Source organism: Nocardioides luteus (assembly GCF_000960475.2).
Taxonomy (GTDB): Bacteria; Actinomycetota; Actinomycetes; order Propionibacteriales; family Nocardioidaceae; genus Nocardioides; species Nocardioides luteus_A.
The window spans coordinates 96,080-114,442 of the sequence record NZ_JZDQ02000019.1 but is presented as its reverse complement, the minus strand read 5'-3'; the positions used below and the strand labels follow the sequence as shown (position 1 = coordinate 114,442).

The 18,363-nt window shown below is 71.0% G+C and carries 17 protein-coding genes; 7 read left to right on the top strand and 10 right to left on the bottom strand.

The features are described 5' to 3' along the window. Window positions 1–84: 84 nt before the first annotated feature. Window positions 85–660, bottom strand: coding sequence for a GNAT family N-acetyltransferase (locus UG56_RS14915; protein ID WP_218145223.1), 576 nt, complete (start codon window positions 658–660; stop codon window positions 85–87). Window positions 661–737: 77 nt separating this feature from the next. Between UG56_RS14915 and UG56_RS14910 the strand changes: the two genes are divergently transcribed. Further along, window positions 738–1,421, top strand: a complete 684-nt coding sequence (locus tag UG56_RS14910) for a hypothetical protein (protein ID WP_045550348.1) — start codon at window positions 738–740, stop codon at window positions 1,419–1,421. Between the two features lie 60 nt (window positions 1,422–1,481). Here UG56_RS14910 and UG56_RS28405 read toward each other — a convergent pair whose 3' ends face one another. After that, entirely contained in the window at window positions 1,482–3,362 is a 1,881-nt protein-coding gene (locus UG56_RS28405) for a hypothetical protein (RefSeq protein ID WP_052693917.1), read from the bottom strand. A gap of 267 nt (window positions 3,363–3,629) precedes the next feature. On the opposite strand from UG56_RS28405, the gene UG56_RS14900 reads away from it, so the two are divergent. Beyond that, on the top strand, window positions 3,630–4,334 hold the full coding sequence (locus tag UG56_RS14900; protein ID WP_052693918.1) for an SGNH/GDSL hydrolase family protein: 705 nt from the start codon (window positions 3,630–3,632) through the stop codon (window positions 4,332–4,334). 6 nt (window positions 4,335–4,340) lie between these two features. Here the strand turns inward: UG56_RS14900 and UG56_RS14895 are convergent, their stop codons facing one another. Genes UG56_RS14895 through UG56_RS14880 form a run of 4 tightly spaced genes read right to left on the bottom strand, consistent with a single transcriptional unit; the run spans window position 4,341 to window position 8,281 of the window. After that, a complete protein-coding gene (locus UG56_RS14895; RefSeq protein ID WP_045550349.1) occupies window positions 4,341–4,661 on the bottom strand; it encodes a DUF4387 domain-containing protein in 321 nt (106 codons plus the stop codon). Beyond that, on the bottom strand, window positions 4,654–6,030 hold the full coding sequence (locus UG56_RS14890; RefSeq protein WP_045550350.1) for an acyclic terpene utilization AtuA family protein: 1,377 nt from the start codon (window positions 6,028–6,030) through the stop codon (window positions 4,654–4,656). The genes UG56_RS14895 and UG56_RS14890 overlap by 8 nt, the downstream gene beginning before the upstream one ends. Continuing rightward, a complete protein-coding gene (locus tag UG56_RS14885; protein WP_256206646.1) occupies window positions 6,027–6,989 on the bottom strand; it encodes a phosphoglycerate dehydrogenase in 963 nt (320 codons plus the stop codon). The genes UG56_RS14890 and UG56_RS14885 overlap by 4 nt, the downstream gene beginning before the upstream one ends. Beyond that, window positions 6,986–8,281 carry an MFS transporter gene (locus tag UG56_RS14880; protein ID WP_045551417.1) on the bottom strand — a complete coding sequence of 432 codons (1,296 nt, stop codon included), beginning with the start codon at window positions 8,279–8,281 and terminating at the stop codon, window positions 6,986–6,988. Before UG56_RS14880 ends, UG56_RS14885 begins: the two co-directional genes overlap by 4 nt. Window positions 8,282–8,389: 108 nt before the next feature. On the opposite strand from UG56_RS14880, the gene UG56_RS14875 reads away from it, so the two are divergent. The 3 genes from UG56_RS14875 to UG56_RS14865 all read left to right on the top strand — a co-directional run bounded on the left by UG56_RS14875 (window position 8,390) and on the right by UG56_RS14865 (window position 10,538). Then, window positions 8,390–9,103: a GntR family transcriptional regulator gene (locus UG56_RS14875; protein WP_045551416.1), complete on the top strand. Its 714-nt coding sequence runs from the start codon at window positions 8,390–8,392 to the stop codon at window positions 9,101–9,103. Continuing rightward, window positions 9,104–10,024, top strand: a complete 921-nt coding sequence (locus tag UG56_RS14870) for an AEC family transporter (protein ID WP_045551415.1) — start codon at window positions 9,104–9,106, stop codon at window positions 10,022–10,024. Window positions 10,025–10,127: 103 nt separating this feature from the next. After that, the gene (locus tag UG56_RS14865) at window positions 10,128–10,538 is read left to right on the top strand and encodes a DUF1707 SHOCT-like domain-containing protein (protein ID WP_052694134.1); all 411 of its coding nucleotides are present in this window, start codon (window positions 10,128–10,130) and stop codon (window positions 10,536–10,538) included. On the opposite strand, the gene UG56_RS14860 is transcribed toward UG56_RS14865, so the two are convergent. Further along, complete coding sequence (locus UG56_RS14860; RefSeq protein ID WP_045551414.1) at window positions 10,523–12,166, bottom strand: glycoside hydrolase family 13 protein; 1,644 nt, start codon at window positions 12,164–12,166, stop codon at window positions 10,523–10,525. The genes UG56_RS14865 and UG56_RS14860 overlap by 16 nt on opposite strands. Window positions 12,167–12,489: 323 nt before the next feature. Here UG56_RS14860 and UG56_RS14855 point away from each other — a divergent pair, with 323 nt between their 5' ends. Beyond that, window positions 12,490–12,693 (top strand): cold-shock protein, encoded by a 204-nt coding sequence (locus UG56_RS14855; protein ID WP_008357755.1) that lies wholly within the window; start codon window positions 12,490–12,492, stop codon window positions 12,691–12,693. 57 nt (window positions 12,694–12,750) lie between these two features. On the opposite strand, the gene UG56_RS14850 is transcribed toward UG56_RS14855, so the two are convergent. Both UG56_RS14850 and UG56_RS14845 read right to left on the bottom strand, forming a co-directional pair. Beyond that, a complete protein-coding gene (locus UG56_RS14850) occupies window positions 12,751–13,233 on the bottom strand; it encodes a YbaK/EbsC family protein (protein WP_045551413.1) in 483 nt (160 codons plus the stop codon). Window positions 13,234–13,243: 10 nt separating this feature from the next. Next, on the bottom strand, window positions 13,244–13,942 hold the full coding sequence (locus UG56_RS14845; RefSeq protein WP_052694132.1) for a spermidine synthase: 699 nt from the start codon (window positions 13,940–13,942) through the stop codon (window positions 13,244–13,246). Window positions 13,943–14,130: 188 nt separating this feature from the next. On the opposite strand from UG56_RS14845, the gene UG56_RS14840 reads away from it, so the two are divergent. Then, entirely contained in the window at window positions 14,131–15,324 is a 1,194-nt protein-coding gene (locus UG56_RS14840) for an MHYT domain-containing protein (protein WP_177191487.1), read from the top strand. A 52-nt stretch (window positions 15,325–15,376) separates the two neighbouring features. On the opposite strand, the gene UG56_RS14835 is transcribed toward UG56_RS14840, so the two are convergent. After that, complete coding sequence (locus UG56_RS14835; RefSeq protein ID WP_045550197.1) at window positions 15,377–18,349, bottom strand: bifunctional [glutamine synthetase] adenylyltransferase/[glutamine synthetase]-adenylyl-L-tyrosine phosphorylase; 2,973 nt, start codon at window positions 18,347–18,349, stop codon at window positions 15,377–15,379. Window positions 18,350–18,363 lie beyond the last annotated feature (14 nt).

Below are 18,363 nucleotides of genomic sequence, written 5' to 3'. Positions count from 1 at the left end.
CCCTGACCCGAAGCCACAGTCGCCAACCGAGGTTCCTCAAGGGTGGTCTCGACACGCCTCCGCCCAGCAACTCCGGCGGCTCGATCAACGAGCCGAACCCCCGACGTCCACAGAAAACGAGATCCACACATCCCGAACCCCACCACTCCCCACCCTCTCAGACCACGCCCGATCACACCCAGCCGTGACCCGCTCCCAAAACAGCGCAGCAGCACGATTCCGATCCTGATAGGCGACCCTCCACTCCCCCGGCGCCTCAGAGACGACGGCCCGCGCGAACTGGAGCCCGAGCCCGCCCCGGCGGGCGCCGGCGACGACGAAGAAGCTGTTCAGGACACGTACGGGCTGGTCGGCGTCGCGGACGAGCGCGAACCCGATCGGATGGGCGCCGGCGGTCAGGATCCAGGCCCGCCAGCCGGGATCGGAGCGGAGCGCCGCGTCGAGTCTCTCGGAGCGGAAGGTGCCGTCGGCGAACGGGAGGGTGGAGCTGAAGCCCGACATGTCGTGGCGGAACAGAAGCCACAGATGGCGGAGGGCCGGATGGTCCTCGGGCCGCGCAAGGCGGGCGATCACCGGGGCCGGAATGTCGTCGAGAGAGGTGTGAAGTGTCGTCATAAGCGAAAGCCTCGGAGTGCGATGCGCTCCGAGGCCTGCCGTCATTCTCTCATGGCACCCGATGCCGGGTCCCGAGAAAATCGACGGCGGCGGAGAAACGGTAGTCACTAGAGTCGACCCCGATGACCACACAGGCCGGTTCGAACGACGACAGCCTGGCGCTGATCGGCCCGGACGCCGACCACAGGGACGCGGAGGTCGCGCTCGTCGACGCCGGATGGGTGCGATGCGGGGCGGGCGACTGGGCGATCGCGCTGAGCTCGCCGGACGGCCGCGCGGCGGCCCGGATCAGCCCGTTCGATCCGGCGGGGACGTACAACACCGCCTTCTACCGCGAGGCGGCTCCTACCGGTCAGGTGCCGGCGCTGTTCGGCCATCGCAGGCTCGCGGGTGGCGGGGACCTGCAGGTCCTCGAGCTGCTCGAGCCCGTTCCCGAGGACGAGGCGGTCAGTTTCGCGCGGACGATCCGGGAGTCCGACGGCGGCGTCCTCGAGGTGGCGCTCCGGATCCACGACCGGCTGCGGCGGGAGCAGCCCTGGCCAGGACCACTCGATTTCAACCCGACCAACGTGATGCGCACGGCGGACGGCCGGCTGGTGATGATGGACGTGTTCGCGCTGGACGGGCCGCGACTGTACGGAACAGCGGCGACGGACCCTGACCTCGTGGCGGCGCGGATCCCGGAGAGCGAGCGGCGGTTCATCGCCGAGATCCCGCTCGCCACGACGGGCGGGCGCCAGGACGAGGAGATGCGCGCGATCGCCGCAGGCCTCGAAAGAGCCGATGTCCGCAGGCGCGTTCAGTAGCGACTACGGCGCCTCGGCCCGGATGATTCGCTCACCCGGGCCGAGGCGCCGTCGTCAGGATCAGGCGATATGGAAGTCGCTCACGTTGACGTCCACGGCCTCGACGTCGATGTCGAAGTAGTCCTCGACCGCCTCGATCACCTGGGTGCGGATGGCGACGGCGTTGGCCTTGACCGGGGTGCCGTACTCGATCACGTAGGAGACCGTGATGGTGGCGACGTCGGCGACGATGTCGACCACGGTGCCCTCGTCGTCGATGGCGTGCACGCCGTCGATCTTGGCCACGATGTGGTGGACCAGGCGCTCGACGAGGCCCTCGCTCACCGTCGACTTGCCGCGCTCCTCGCGAGCAGCGCGCAGCACACCGGTCAGCGTCGAGTCGGCGGTCGGCTCCGGCTCGACGACCGGCTCCGGCGCGAAACCGGGCGCGGGCGCCTCGGACACGATCTCCTCGACGGCGGCGGGCTCCTCGACGACCTCGGTCTCTGCGACGGGCTCCTCGACAACACCGGTCGGCTCCGCGGCCGTCTCGACCTCGTCGGTCACCTCGGCGGTCTCGTCGGCGGTCTCGTCAGCAGCCTCGTCAGCAGCCTCCACGGTCGCCTCGACGTCCTCTGCGTCGACCTCCACCTCGGTCGCCTCACCGGTCTCGGGAGCCACGAAGACGTCCTCGGTCTCCGGGGCCTCGTCCTCGACAGCGTCGGCGGTCTCGGCCTCGACCGGCTCAGTCACCTCAGCAGCGACCTCCTCAGCAGCCTCGTCCTCAGCGACCTCTCCCTCACCGGCCTCCTCGGCAGCCTCGACCGTCGCGTCGGCCTCCTCGGCGACGACCTCGACCTCGGTCGCCTCACCCGACTCGGGAGCCGCGAGGACATCCTCGGTCTCGACCGGCGCCTCGACGGCGACCTCCTCGTCGACCACCTCGGCCTCGGGCGCGACGACCGGCTCCTCGGTGTCGGCCTCGACCGGCTCGAAGGCGTCCTTGGCATCGGCCTCGGTCACCTCGTCCTCGACGTCACGGACGGCCTCCTCGGTCGCCTCGGCGTCCGGCTCGACCGATCCGGCCACCTCCTCCGAGTCGACGGTCTCCACGACCTCGACCTCGGACACCTCACCGTCCTCCACGGTCACCGCGGTGTCCTCGACCTCGGTCGCCTCTTCGGCAGCGACCTCCTCGGTCAGCGTGTCACCCCCGGACTCGACGACGCTCTCCTCGCCCGTCTCGATCACGTCGGCCGGCACGAAGGTGTCCTCGGCGTCGACCTCGGCCACGGTCACCTCGTCAGCGGCGGTGTCGACGACCTCGGCCTCGACCGGCGCCTCGTCGACAACGGTCTCCTCGACGGTCTCCTCGACGGGCTCCTCGACCTCGTCGGTGGTCTCGGCGGTGGGGGCTTCGGCGTCGGCGCCCTCGAGCGGCGCCTCGTACGTGCCCTCGGTCTCGACCGTGTCGGCCGCGACCTCGCCGTCGGCCTCGACGGGCTCGACGGGCTCAGCAACCTCGACAGGCTCAGCGACCTCGACGGCCTCGGCCTCGGCGACCTCGCCGACGACCTCGGCTGACACCTCGGTGTCCTCGGCGGCGAGCTCGGCCACGTCGGCGGCCGGGGTCTCCTCGGAGTCGGTGACGACGTGCTCCGGGTCGGAGAGCGGATCGATGACCGCAGTCTCGGCGACGGGCTCCGCGACGGGCTCGGCAAGGGGCTCGATGAAGGGCTCCGCGACAGGCGCCGCGACGGGCTCGGCGACAGCCTCGCCGACAGGCTGCACGGCCTCACCGATGCCGGAGTCGGTGACGAACGCGGTGGTCGGGGCGGGGACCTCGGCGGTGGCCGGGTTCTCACCGAAGACAGGGGCGGAGACGTCGGTCGCCTCTCCCTCCCCGGCCTTTGGCTGCTCGTTCTTGTGGCGGTTGAAGATGCCGCTGATGAAGTCGGACATGGCGTCGCATTCCTTCGAGTGGAGGGAGGGTTGTGGTCGAGCGCTCACAGCTGGGCGTGATGCTAGGGCTGGCACGCGGTGAGTCGGGTCACGTGTCTTTGATTCCCATGTCTTGTACCCCAACGGTGACCGGGATGAGGACCCTCTGTGTCAAACCTTCCGGGGAGATTCGCCCACCGTTCAGCCAACGTCGGAGACCCGCCGGAGCACGCGCTGTAGAACGACGGAAGAGCACGTACGTCACGACATTCTGCCGAGGGAGAGACGATGAATCCGCTGCTGCTCCCGCTGGTCGCCGCACAGGCCGCGTACGTCCACCGGACCATCGGCAAGGAGCCCCGTCCGGACGGCCCGACGAAGGGGTTCGTGCCGGGTCCGGAGGCCGGGGACGGAGCCGGCGCGCTGCGACTGCTGGTGATCGGCGACTCGTCCGCGTCGGGTCGTGGCGCCCCCACCCACGACCTCGCCTTCGCCGGCTCGATGGCACGCGCGATCGGGAAGCGGACCGAGCGTCCGGTCGAGTGGCGGGCGCTGGGGAAGTACGGCGCGACCAGCGAGCGGATCCGGCACGGCATCCTCACCAAGGTCACCGGCGAGTGGGACCTCGCCGTGCTCCTGGTCGGCGTCAACGACATCCTCGCGCGCCGCCCGGTCGAGGCCTGGACGCGCGATCTCACCGCGATCGTGGAGACCCTCGAGCAGCACGCCGCGCACACCGTCCTCCCGGGCATCCCGGAGTTCGGCGCGTTCCCGTCGCTCCCCCGCACCCTGCGGCGCTACCTCGCCGAGCGCGGGAAGGCGCTCGACGAGGCGGCGCGGCTGGTCTGCGCGGGACGTACGTCGGTGCAGTGGGTGAGCTCGGCGGACCTCGGTCCCGCCGAGCCGTCCTTCTTCGCGGCCGACGGGTTCCACGCCTCCCCGGCGGGCTACGAGCGCTGGGCCCAGGCGATCACCGACCACCTCGACCTCTAGACCGATCTAGTGGGCAGGCACCACCAGCTGCGCGAGCGGCACGTGGTGCTGACCGGCATGGACGTCGCGGTCGCGCAGCGAGCCCTGCGAGACCGGGCGCGGGTAGGAGATCTTGACGACGTTGAGCGACGGGATCCGGAAGATCTGGACCGACCCCGGATCGACCCGGTAGAGGTCGGCGACGACACCCTCGTGGAGGAACGTCTCGTCGGCCGCGATCCGATAGCCGTCGGCGTCCCGCATGAACAGCTCCATCGTGATCCAGAACGGTCCGGCGTTCTTGGAGCGGACCTCGGTCGCGAGGTCACCCAGGGTGGTCTCAGGCATCGTGCTTCTCCTCCATCTCGGTGCGGAACATCGCGGTCGGGGTGAGGCTGTCGACGGCGTGGTTGAGCACGAACTCGTACGCAGCCCCCCGCTCGACCTCGGCGGGCGACCCCGGGAACGCCAGGCTGGGCAGGTAGTCCATGTCCTGCGCCGGCAGGTGCAGCATCAGCGGGTTGGCGACCTTGGCGACGGCGGTGGCCAGGTCCTGGTCGGCGGCGCGCACGAGGAGCATCACCCCGACCTCGCGCGGCGGCTCGGTGGCCGGGTCCAGGTCACCGAGGACCGCGTTGTAGCCGTAGAGGCGCAGGTCGTAGTCGTAGTCGTCCCTGGTCAGGCCCAGGGTCTGCTCCACCCGCTGGGTGAACACGACGTCCATCAGCGAGGCCCAGCCCTCGATGTCCTTCAGGATCAGCGGGTCCCGGATCGCGGAGAACGACATCGTCTCGTAGCCGCTGATCCGGGCGCCCTCGAGCTTGATCGTGTGCTGCTCGGCGTGGTGGAACCGCGACCCCTCGACACGCACCCGGCGCTCGTCGAGCGCGGTGTAGACGGCATCCCGCACGTCCAAGGTGCCATCGGGCTCCCTCATCTCAAAGGGGTTGGCCGTCTCGTACAGCATGTGCGCGGCCACCGAGATCGGCGTGCACGCGGCGTTCTCGTCGAGCGGCTCGATGGTGAACCCGGTGCGGTCGACGGTCGCGAAGACGCCGCCCGCCCGCGGGTTGGTCGTGCACTGGCCGCCGCACTCGACGATCTTGGCCGCATGCCAGCTCGGCCCGGCGGGCATCCCCCTCAGCAACGCGTACGCAGCGGCGTTGGCCGTGTCGGTCGCCCGCCCTGCCAGCACCACCTGGGCCCCGGCGGCGAGCGCCTCGGCGATCGGCTCGTGGCCCATCATCGCGACGATGTGGGTGCACTCCTCGAGGGTCGCCACGTCCAGGTCGCCCAGCGGCGGGAGCGGATGGATCCGGCCGGCCTCGAGCGGCTCCTTCAGGTCGGCGGCGCGCTGCTCGCTGTAGATCCGGGCGACCTTCATCGACAGGCCCTCCTCGGCGAGCAGATCGGAGACGATCCCGGCGACCCAGTCGACGCCGTCGTCGGTGCCGCTGGTGCCGCAGGAGCCGACGATGAGCGGGATCCCGGCGCCCGCGGCGGCGCGGAGCAGGATGCGTAGATCCCGGGCGACCGCCGCAGCGGTGGTCTTCGGCTTCGAGGCACCCAGGTAGTAGGGGCCGGAGTCGGTGGAGCCGCCGTCGACGGCGATCACGTCCGCTCCCAGCGCGATCCCGCGGGTGACGGTCTCCTCCGGGAACCCGGCGCCCAGCATTCCGCTGGGCACCAGGATGCTGACGGAGTCGGCGTTGGTCATCGGTTGTCCCTCTTCTCGATCAGGTGGGCGTTGACAGCGTGTTTCGGGTGACCGGCCAGGGCGTCGAGGAGCTCACAGGCGCCCTCGATGCCGGCGGCCCGGCGGGCCTCGGCGGTCTGGCCGGCCAGGTGGGAGTGGACGACGATCCCGGGCACCCCGCGCAGCGGGCTCTCGGCCGGCAGCGGTTCCTCGGCGACCACGTCGAGCGCGGCGCCGGCGATCCGCCCCTCCCGGACGGCGGCGGCCAGCGCCTCCTCGTCGACGATCGCGCCGCGGGCGGTGTTCACGAGCACCGCCCCGGGCTTCATCAGGGCGAACGCGGCGGCGTCGAGCAGCCCCCGGGTCTTCGGCGTGAGCGCGGTGTGGACCGAGACGAAGTCCGCCGCGGCCAGCAGCTCGGGCAGCTCCACGAACTCGACGTCTGCGTCGGCTCGCTCCGCGACCGGCACGCCCGTCGTGCACAGCACCCTCATCCCGAACGCCTTCGCCAGCGGGACCACCGCACGCGCGGCGGCGCCGTAGCCGATCAGGCCCAGGGCCGAGCCCCGCAGCTCGCGGCCGTCCCCGCGCGGCCAGCCGCCGGAGGCGACGCCGGTGGCGCTCTCGACCAGCCGGCGGGCGGAGGAGAGGAGCAGCCCCATCGTGTACTCCGCGACCGCATTCGCGTTGATCCCGGGCAGGTTGCTGACCGTGATCCCGGCACGGGCCGCGGCGACGACATCGATCGCGTCGTAGCCGACGCCGGTGCGTACGACCGCTCTGAGCCGGTCCGCGGAGGCCAGCACCTCGGCGGTGAGCGGGTCGTGACCGACCAGCGCACCGTCGGCCTCCGCGAGGTCGGTCACCAGGTCCCCGGAGGCGAACCGGGTCCGGTGACCGTGGGAGCGGAGCAGGTCGTCGACCTCGTCGCCGGGCCGCAGGTAGTCGGTGGTGATCAGGATCAGGGCCACCGCGCTCACACCGCCCTCTCGGCGTCGGTGCGCCGCTGGAGGCGGTCGATCCGCACCACGATCACGACCGCGACCGCCGCGACGACCGCGATGTCGAGCAGCATCGTCGGCCAGCCCAGGACGTCCACGGCCCCGCCGATCAGCGCCGGCCCGAGGAAGGCACCGGCCTGCCAGCCCACCGCATACAGCGCCGCGTACGTCCCGAAGACCCGCGCCGAGGGCGCCAGGTTCCACAGCACGACGACGGCGTTGACCAGGAAGGCGGAGGCACCGGCGGCACCGATGCAGAAGGCCACGACGGTGCCGGTCGGCGTCTGCACCAGCGTGCCGAGGAGCATGGCGGCCGCGAAGATCGCCATCCCGGCGATCATGGTGCGCAGCCGGCCGAAGCGCTCGGCGAACAGCGCGGTCGGGTAGGCGGCGAGCAGGAAGGTGATCCCGCTCGGCAGGGTGATCCCACCCGCGTCGCCACGCGACAACCCGAGGGTCTCCATGCCGTAGGGCGTCACCAGCGCGCGGGACCCCGCCCAGGCGCTGCCGAAGACCAGGATCGCCACGATCAGCAGCAGCCGGCTGCGGTCGGGGTCGCGCACGATCTCCAGGATCGTGTCGCGGATGCGCGCCTGTCCGACGCTCGTCGAGTCCTCGGCGGCCTCTTCGGCGGCGTCCTCGGCCACCGCGGCCCGGTAGCCGGGCGAGGAGCTGTCCCGGATCGAGAGGCACAGCACGGTCACCGAGACGAGCGTGATCAGCGCGATCACCGCGAACGCGAGGGCCGGGTGGTCGTCGACCAGCAGGATGCTGACCAGCGCCGCGACGATGACGGTGAGGCTGGAGGCGATCTTGACCGCGGCGTTGGCGCGGCTGCGGCGCTCGGGGGCGATGAAGTCGGGGACCAGCGCTTCGCCGATCGGCTTGAACGAGTTCGACACCAGTGCGAACGCGACGATGACGACGATCAGCAGCGGAAGCGTGTCCGCCGCGTGCGGCAGGATCACGAACAGCAGCGCCGCGATCGGCATCCCGACGGCGAGGTAGGGCATCCGCCGGCCCCATCGGGTGCGGGTGCGGTCGGACCGGTTGGCCATCCACGGCTGGATGAAGATCCCGAGCAGGTTGTCCATGCCCATGATGAAGCCGACGAGGGCGGCGCTGGCCAGATGCTCGCGCAGCAGCGGCGGCACCTGGCTGTCGTAGAAGTTCCACATCGACTCCTGGGCGAAGACCGCCAGCGCGACGAGGAGGGTGATCCGGCGTGGCCCGAGCTGCCGTGGTGATGCGGTGGGGATGGTGGTGCTCACGAGAGGGACCTCCGTGATCTCTGGTCTGTGGCGGCGCTCACAGTAGTTTTGCTACAGCAAAATAGTCAAGAGGTGGCACCTCTGGAAAAGTGGCCTAAGATCAGGGCCATGTCGATCTCCTCCCCCGAGACCACGCCGGAGACCACGACCGTGGCCGAGCGCGTCTACCAGGCACTACGCAGCCAGATCGGCTCCGGCGAGCTCGAGCCGGGCGCCAAGGTGACCGAGCGCGGCATGGCCGAGCGCCTGGGCGTCAGCCCGACCCCGGTCCGCGAGGCGATCCGCCGGCTCGAGCTCGACGGTCTCGTGGAGCGCGTGGGGCCGCGTACGACCCTGGTGGCCCGGATCGAGGAGGACGCCAGCCACGACCTGGCCGAGGTGGAGGTCGCCCTGCGCGGCCTCGCCGCCCGGTTCGCGGCCAGGCATGCGACCGATGACGAGCTCGACGAGCTCGACCGGCTGCTCGACGAGGCCGACGACCTGGTCATCCTGATCCGTGCGCGCCACCGCGACGGCAAACCCGTGGAGAAGCACGCCGACCGCTTCCTCGACGTGCTCGGCCGCTTCAACGAGCAGGTCAACGCCGCAGCCCACAACCCGGTGCTGCTCCGCCTCCTGGAGCAGTCCCGCTCGCTGACCCGGTCGCGACAGCGGGAGATCTCCCGAGCACACCTGCTGGCCGGCGATGAGTTCGGCGCCGACCGCTACGCCGAGCACCGCGCCCTCGTGATCGCGCTGCGCGGCCGCGACGCCGTCGAGGCCGAGCGCATCGTCACCGAGCACGCCGCCCGCGGACTCCTCGACCTGCGGCGCGAGCAGTAGATGGCGGGGGTCTTCACCGGCTTCGCCACGATCACCGTCCTCATCGCCCTCGGCGCCCTGCTCGCCCAGCTCAAGATCCTCGACCAGCACGGCCAGCGCACCCTCTCGACGCTCGCGTTCTACGTCGCCAGCCCGGCCCTGCTGATCACCGTGATGGACGACAGCGACCTCGGGTTCGTCTTCTCCGGCAACCTGGTCGCCGTGGCCGGCGCCGTGCTGGTCTCGGCGACCCTCGTCGTCACCGTCGCACGCCTGCGCCGCCGCGACCTGGGCACCACGGTGGTCGCGACGCTGTGCGGCTGCTACGCCAACGCCGGCAACCTCGGCCTCCCGATCGCGTCGTACGTCCTGGGCGACCCGGTCCTGGTCGCGCCGACGCTCCTGCTGCAGATGCTCGTGCTCCAGCCGCTGGCGCTGGTGATCCTCGACGCCGACGCCAGCACCACGAGGCTCTCGTTCTGGGCGGTCCTGCGCCGCCCGCTGACCAACCCGATCACCGTCGCCTCCCTCATCGGGGTGGCGCTCTCCGTCACCGACCTCGACCTGCCCACACCGGTCTCCGACCCGCTGGATCTGGTCGCGGGCATGGCGGTCCCGTCGATGCTGATCGCCTACGGGGTCGCGCTCCGGCTCGGCCCGCTCCCGGGTCGCGGCGTGCCGCCGCTCGACCTGGCGGCCGTGGTCGCGACCAAGCAGGTGGTCCAGCCGGTGGCGGCGTACGTCATCGGGCGGTTCCTGCTCGGGCTCGACGCCGAGGCCCTGCTGGCGGTGACCGTGCTCTCGGCCCTGCCGACCGCACAGAACGTGTTCGTCGTGGCGCAGCGCTACAACCGGGCCGTGCTGCTGGCCCGTGACGTCATCTTCGTCAGCACCCTGGCCACCGTGCCGGCGATCCTGCTGGTCGTCGTGCTGCTCACCTGAGGGCAGACGAAAGTCCCTTGCGACCGCATTCCTTCGGGCGTACCCTCGCGATATATCGGGACACTACGCCGACAGTCGAAGCGGCTTTCACAAGGGAGATGGCATGAGCAACCTCGACAACCTGCGGGTGAGCGAGGCCGATCGGGAGGAGGCGTCGGCGAGGCTCGCCGAGCACTACTCGACCGGCCGGCTCTCCGACGACGACTACTACGAGCGTCTGGATGCGGTCTGGTCAGCCAAGGTGCGCGCCGACCTGGAGATGCTCTTCACCGACCTCCCGAGGAGCGCGCCGCAGCCGCCCCAGGTCGTCCGCCGGCCGGGCCGAGGACGCCCACGCGTTTTCCCGCTGGTCGCCTGCTTCCTGCTCGTGGCGATCGGCCTGATGGTGATGGGCGTGCCGTGGTGGGTCTTCGCCGCGATCGCGGTCGGGGCGCTCGTCTTCCGCCGTCAACGCCACCACGGGCACCACCACGGGCACGGCCATCACCAGCACTTCGGTCATTCGGTGCGCTGAGCCGGAGCGATGATCCAGACCGCCGCGTCGGTGGGCAGGTCACCCACGACGGGGTCGCCGCTGTACATCACGATCTCGCCCTCCGGCAGCGGCGTCGGCTCCATCCCGCAGTTGAGGACGACGATCAGGTCGGTCCGTGCCCCCAGACCGGGCACGGCCTCGGAGCCGCCGACCCCGCCGCGCCGGAACGAGACGACACCCTCGGGCGCGTCCAGGATCTCGACGTCCTCGTCGGCTCCGAGCGCGTAGATCCGTCGCGCCGCCAGCGCGGCCCGGTAGAACTCCAGCGTCGAGTCCCTGACCCCGTTCTGCGCGGCCACGGTGAGGTCCACCCACTCGGCCGGCTGCGGGAGCCACGGCTGGGTCGGCAGCTCCTCGTCGGGCACGGCACTGAACCCGAACGGCGGCTCGAACCCGCTCCACGGCAACGGCACCCGGCAGCCGTCACGACCACCCTCGCCGGTCTCCGACCACGGATCCTCCTGGTACTCCGGCGGCAGGTAGACCTGCGGCAGGCCCAGCTCCTCCCCCTGGTAGAGGTAGGCCGAGCCCGGAAGCGCCAGCATCGTCAGGGTCGCCGCCCGCGCCCGGTGGAGAGCCTGCAGGCCGTCGCCGTAGCGTGAGCGGTGGCGTACGACATCGTGGTTGGACAGCACCCACGTCGGCGCCGCGCGCGACGGACCGAGCGCCTTCAGCGTCGACTCGATGACCTCGCTGAACGCCTCGGCCGACCAGGGCGCCTGCAGCCAGGAGAAGTTGAAGGCCTGGTTGAACTCGTCGGCGCGTACGTAGCGTCGCAGCTCCGCGGGGCCAGGGGTCCACGCCTCGGCGACCATCATCCGGTCACCGTCGAAGGAGTCGATCAGCTTGCGCCAGGCACGGTAGATCTCGTGAACGCCCGGGTTGTCCCACATCGGGGCGTCGGTGATGCCCCGCTGATACATGACCGCAGCATCGGAGGTGAGCGCGAGCCCCTCGGGGACGACCTGGTCGCGCAGGTCCTTGAAGAGGCCGTGGGCGATGTCGACCCGGAAGCCGTCGACGCCGCGGTCGAGCCAGAAGGTGAGGATCTCGGTGAACTCGGCGACGACCTCGGGGTTGTGCCAGTTGAGGTCGGGCTGGTCGTCGTCGAAGAGGTGCAGGTACCACTGCCCGTCCTCGACCCGCGTCCAGGCCGGACCGCCGAAGACCGAGCGCCAGTTGGTCGGCGGCTCCTCCCCCGCCTCGCCACGGCCGTCTCGGAAGATGTAACGGTCGCGGGCCGGCGAGGCCGGCACGTCGGCGAGCGCCTCGATGAACCACGGGTGCGCCGAGGAGGTGTGGTTGGGCACCAGGTCGACGATCACCTTCAGGGCGAGCTCGTGCGCCCGCGCGATCATGCGATCGGCGTCCTCGAGGGTGCCGAAGATCGGGTCGACGTCGCGGTAGTCGGCGACGTCGTAGCCGTGGTCGTTCTGCGGCGAGGTGTAGAAGGGGCAGATCCAGACCGCGTCGACGCCCAGCGCGGCGAGGTAGTCCAGGTGGTCGGTGATCCCCTGGAGGTCACCGAGCCCGTCGCCGTTCGAGTCCGCGAACGAGCGCGGGTAGATCTGATACGCGACTGCTTCGCGCCACCATGGCTGGTCCACGTAATCCCCTGTCTGGTTGGTAGATCGCCGGTACCCCGATCTTGTCGAGGCGATGCTCGGGGTTGTCAAACCGAGCCATCCGTACGCTCCCGGTTCCACGCTCGATCCGGCGTCGGAAACGCCGAAAAATCGGGGATGCCCGAAGTCGGCTCATGACATGTAGGCTTGTCGGCGTTGAAGGAGGCGTCCCCACGCGCTTCGCGGTTGCTCTCGGTGACCGTTCGTGCAGCACTTGGTCTTCCGCAGAAGCAGAAATCAGGACTCGTGGATTCAACGCCCAAAGGGCGGCACGGAGTCGCCCTGTGTACACAAGGATTAGATTCATGACTCAGGGAACCGTGAAGTGGTTCAACGGCGACAAGGGCTTCGGCTTCATCGCCCAGGACAACGGGGGCGACGACGTCTTCGTGCACTTCTCCGCGATCCAGACCCAGGGCTACAAGACCCTGGACGAGAACCAGCGCGTCGAGTTCGACGTCACCCAGGGCCCGAAGGGCCCGCAGGCCGAGAACGTCCGTCCGGTCTGACTCTGGCTTTCACGGCGGCCCCGCTCCTGCTTCGGCAGGGCGGGGCCGTCCCCCATTTCAGGAGATCTCGGGAAGCCTGGTGACGTCGACCCAGCCCCGGGCCCCGCTGATCGTCTCCAGGTCGCCGAGGGTGAGCGCGATGGTCGTGTTGGCACCGCCCGCGGCCGGGTAGACCGTGTCGAAGCGCTTGAGCGAGGCATCGAGCCAGACCTCGGCCGACGGCGGGTTGCCGAACGGGCAGACCCCGCCGATCGCATGGCCGGTCATCGGCTCGACGTCCTCGGCCGCGAGCATCCGTGCCTTGACGCCGAAGTGGGCCTTGAACTTCGCGTTGGCGATCTTGGCGTCGCCGGAGGCGACCACGAGGATCGCGGCGCTGCGGTCCTCGGTGTAGAGGCTGATCGTCTTGGCGATCTCCGCCGGCGAGACACCCAGCGCCGCCGCGGCGAGCTCGACGGTCGCCTTCGACTCCTCCGACTCGATGATCTCCCCACCGCGGCCGAATCGGTCCAGGTGGGCGCGGGCCAGCTCGATCGACATGCCCGCCAGCCTAGCGGCGCGTCCCGCCGCCGAAGGAGTCGGCGACGGCGCCGCCGGTGAAGATGCGGTACTCCATCGGGGACGGCGACCCGAACGGCGCGGCCGGCACGCCGCCGCAGGCGATCACCAGGTTGCCCGAGCGGCGCCCCTTCATCGTGGCCGGCTCGACGCCGACGGTGAGCGAGCCGAGGTCGCGGACCACGGCGACGAAGTCCCGCACCCGGGCGAACGGCGCCTTGTCGACCAGGTTGGCGACGAAGGTCCCCGACGGCGCCAGCACGCGGCGTACGTCCTCGACGAAGGCGGCCGAGGTCAGCTCGTCCGGGGTGCGTCCGCCGTCGAAGGCATCGAGGATCACCATGTCGGCGAAGCCGTCGCGTACGCCGCCGATGCCGCTCTCCCCGTCGACGGGACGCACCTTGATGCCGCTGCGGGGAGGGAGCGGTGCCTCGCTGCGTACGCGCTCGATGACCTCGGCCGACGGCTCGAGCACGATCTGCGAGGAGCGCGGCCGGGTCGCATGGACATAGCGTGGCAGCGTCATCGCGGCGCCGCCCACGTGCAGGACGCGCACTGGCCCCGGAGGCAGTCGGTCGATAACATCGCCGATGCGCCTCATGTAGTCGAAGACGAGGCGGGTCGGATCCCCCAGATCGACAGCCGACTGCTGCATGTCGTCAAGCTCGAGAACATATACATCACCGGGCATAGCGGAGACACCATACCCCCGCATGGAAATAGGGGACCTGTTCCTCTATTGTGACCCGGACTACACGGGAACCATGTCCCGTTACGGAGCATCCCGGATACCCCTCGGGGCATCCACGCATGTTTCCATATCTACCCCGCCGATCCCCCACACCCCGTCCGGCGAGGAACGAGAGGAAGTCAAACAGCGTGACAAGCATTGAGGAAGTCACGATCGGAGCCTTCAGCCAGCCTCTGGTCGGGATGTCGTTCATCATCTCCGTACTCGGATCATGGGTCGGTCTGACCTGTGCGAACCGCGCCCGCCGCCGGGGCGCCGGCACCGGGTCCTGGCTCTGGCTGTTCGGTGCGGCGGCCTCGATCGGCGGCGGTGCGATCTGGTCGATGCACTTCATCGGCATGCTCGCCTTCGACAGCCACGTGGCGTACGCCCTCGACATCGGCATCACCCTGATCTCCCTCGCCGCCGCCATCGTCGCCGCGATGGTCGGCATGCTCATCGCGACCGCGATGCCCGGAAAGATGGGCTACATCGTCGGTGGCCTCGTCACCGGCGCCGGGGTGTGCGCGATGCACTACACCGGCATGTACGCGATGGACATGAGCGCCAAGATGGTCTGGAAGCCGCCGGTGGTCGTGGCCTCCGTCGTCATCGCGCTGGCCGCCTCGGCGCTCGCGCTCTTCTTCGCCTTCAACGTCACCACGCGACTGATGCGGGTGGCCGCCGCCGTCATCATGGGCATCGGCGTGTGCGTCATGCACTACACCGGGATGCTCGCCCTCGAGATCCACAGCTCCTCCGACGACAAGCTCGGCCACGTCAGCGGTGCCGACCCGGTCTACCTGGCGATGCCGATCTTCGCGATCTCGGCAGGCATGCTGATCGTCATCGGCTTCGGCACCATGTTCGCGGGCATCAACGACGACCTGGACGACCCCTGGACCCCGACCCAGCGGCCGACCACCGACTCCGGGTCCTACCCGATGATGCCGCAGCGACCCGCGATGGCGCAGCAGTACAACACCGGCCCCCAGCCGATCACCGGCCAGCAGCCCGCCGTGTCGCAACAGCCGCTGCGGCCGCTCCCGACGCGGCAGCCGGCGGCGTCCGGCAGCCCGCAGGCGAACCAGCCCGTCGGCGAGGGCCTCGGCGGCATGTTCGCCCAGCGCCCCCAGCGTCCGACCCAGCTGCGCCCGCAGAACGGACGCTGGACGCCCCGGCCCTACGCCCAGCAGGCCTCCAACAGCATCCCGGAGCCGCAGCCGGACTTCTTCAGGTCGCAGGCCAGGCAGCCCGCCGACGAGGCGAGCAGCGAGCCGCCGGCCCAGCCCCGGCAGCAGCGCCCCCCGGGCTGGCTGCCGCCGCGCAACAACAACCTGTAGCCGGAATCGCGGGGGTAGGGGCAGCTGCCCTACCCCCGCGATCTGCTCGAGGTCACTCCCAGAAGACACGCTCGACCACGCCGTGGGCGAGGCGGGTCATCCGCAGGTAGTCGTTGACCAGCTCGTCGGTGGCCCCGTCCGGGTAGCCGAGGATGGTCGCGACGGCGTGCAGCTCGACCGGCCCCGCGGGCAGCGAGTCCGCCGGGCGGCCGCGCGCCAGAGTGACCGCGTTGCGGACCCGGCTCACCATCCGCCATGCCTCGATGAGCGTCTCGGCGTCGTCGGCCTCGATCAGCGAGGCGTCACGGGCGGCCTGCAGCGCTTCGACGGTGCGCGGCGTACGCAGCCCGGGGACGGCGTACGCATGGCGCATCTGCAGCAGCTGGACGGTCCACTCGATGTCGGCGAGACCGCCGCGGCCGAGCTTGAGATGGGTGTTGGGGTCGGCCCCGCGCGGGAGCCGCTCGTGGTCGACGCGGCCCTTGATCCGGCGCACCTCGATGATGTCGTCCTCGCTCAGCCCGCCCTCGGGGTAGCGCAGCGGGTCGATCATCGCGGTGAACGCCTCGCGCACCTGCGGGTCACCGACGACCGCGTCGGCGCGCAGCAGCGCCTGTGACTCCCAGATGCCGGACCACTTCGCGTAGTAGGAGGCGTACGCAGGCAGCGTCCGCACCAGCGCGCCCTGGCGCCCCTCGGGGCGCAGGTCGGCGTCCAGCTCGAGCGGCGGGTCGGCACCGGGGAGGGCGAGCAGGCGGCGGAGGTCGGCGATCACCTTGAGCGCGAACTGGGTCGCCTCCCCCGGGTCGGCACCCTCGACGGGCTGATGGACGAAGAGCACGTCGGCGTCGGAGGCGTAGGAGAGCTCGAACCCGCCGTAGCGGCCCATGGCGATGATCGCGATCCGGGTCGGCGGCTCCTCGATCTCCCGGCGGGCGACCTCCTCGGCCACGACCGTGCGCAGCGAGGCCTCCAAGGTGGCGTCGGTCAGCCGGGACAGGGCGGCGCCGACGGTGTCGATCTCGGCCTCGCCGAGGAGCTCGGCGGCCGAGATCCGGAACAGCTCGCGCCGGCGGATCGCCCGGATGTGGCGTACGGCCTCCTCGGCGGAGGTGGTGGTGCGCCGACGGGCGGCGCGGGCGACCATCTCGTCGGTCAGCGCCTCGGCCGACAGCGGCGCGAGGTCGTGGCCGAGCAGGCGCAGCGCCTCGGGCTCCCGCTCGAGCAGCGCAGTGGTGTAGCGCGAGGTGGACAGGATCGTGGCGAAGCGTTGCGCGACCAGGCCCTCGTCGCGCAGGGAGCGCAGATACCAGGGCGTGGCGCCGAGGGCGTCGGAGATCCGGCGGAAGCCGAAGAGCCCGGCGTCGGGGTCGGCACCCTCCGAGAGCCACTGGAGCATCACCGGCAGCAGCGCCCGCTGCAGCGCGGCACGCCGGGAGACGCCCGTGGTGAGCGCCTCCAGGTGCCGCAGCGCGGCCTTGGGGTCGGCGTAGCCCAGCGCGGTCAGCCGCGCCTCGGCGGCCTTGGCGGAGAGGTGGGCCTGGCCGGAGGGGATCCGGGCGACCGCGTCCAGGAGCGGGCGGTAGAAGAGCTTCTCGTGAAGGCGGCGCACCTCGATCCGCTGGTGCCCCCACTCCTTCTCCAGCCGCACCACCGGGTCGCGCAGGTAGCCGAGCGAGCGCGCCAGCCAGCGCAGCGACTCCTCGTCGTCGGGGACGACGTGGGTGCGGCGGAGCCGGTAGAGCTGGAGCCGGTGCTCCATCCGCCGCAGGAACGCATAGGCCTCGTGCATGGCCTCGCCGTCCTCGCGGCCGACGTAGCCGGAGCGGGTCAGCGCCGCCAGCGCGGAGAGCGTGGTCGGCTGACGGATGCCGGTGTCGGTACGGCCGTGGACCAGCTGCAGCAGCTGCACGGCGAACTCGACGTCGCGCAGCCCACCGGCACCGAGCTTGAGCTCGCGGTCGGCTTCCTTGGACGGGATGTGCGCGATGACCCGGCGCCGCATCTTCTGGGTGTCGGCGACGAAGCCGTCCCGCTCGGCGGCCTTCCACACGAACGGGTTGACGGCGTCGACGTAGGCCCGGCCGAGCTCGAGGTCGCCGGCCGCCGGGCGGGCCTTGAGCAGCGCCTGGAACTCCCAGGTGCTCGCCCAGCGCTCGTAGTAGCCGACGTGGCCGGTGATGGTGCGCGAGAGCGCGCCCGCCTTGCCCTCCGGGCGCAGCGCGGCGTCGACCGGCCAGATGGTGCCCTCGGCGGTGTGGGCCGAGCAGACCTGGATCAGGTTGCTGGCGAGCTGGGTGGCGACCCGCAGCGCGACGTCGTCGCCGACGCCGTCGGCGGCCTCGTGCACGAAGATCACGTCGACGTCGGAGACGTAGTTGAGCTCGTGGCCACCGCACTTGCCCATCGCGATGACCGCCAGGCGGACCTTGTCGGCGTCGACACCCACCCGGGCGCGGGCCACCGCCAGCGCGGCCTCGAGCGTCGCGCAGGCCAGGTCGGAGAGCTCGGCGGCGACGTCGTCGACCGGAAGCTGGTGGGCCAGGTCGCGGGCGGCGAGCCGGAGCAGCCAGCGGCGGTACTCCACCCGCAGCGCATCGACCGCCTCCGCGTCCGGGACCGTGGCCACCGGGCTGGCGTCAGCGGACTTGGCACCGACGGCCTCGAGCAGCGAGGCCCGGAAGACGTACGCCGCGGGCCTGGTCGTGCCGAGGGTCGGGTCCACCAGCTCGCGCCACTGAGCGGGATGGCGGGCCAGGTGGTCGGTCAGCGCGGGCGAGGCGCCGAGCACGGAGACCAGGCGCATCGCGGTGCCCTCGTCGCCGGCGAGCTCCTCGATGAAGCCGTCGCCCTGCGACTCGGCGAGCACGACCAGACCGGCCAGCGCCGCATCGGGGTCGGCGGCCTGACCGAGGATCGCCCACAGCTCCTGGGTGCCGTCGCCGAGAGCTGCCAGATCCTTCAGGGCCGTGTCCGGATCATTGAAGCCGAGCCGGAGCAGCTCGCCCTTGCCTGGCAACGTCATGGCCCCGATTCTGT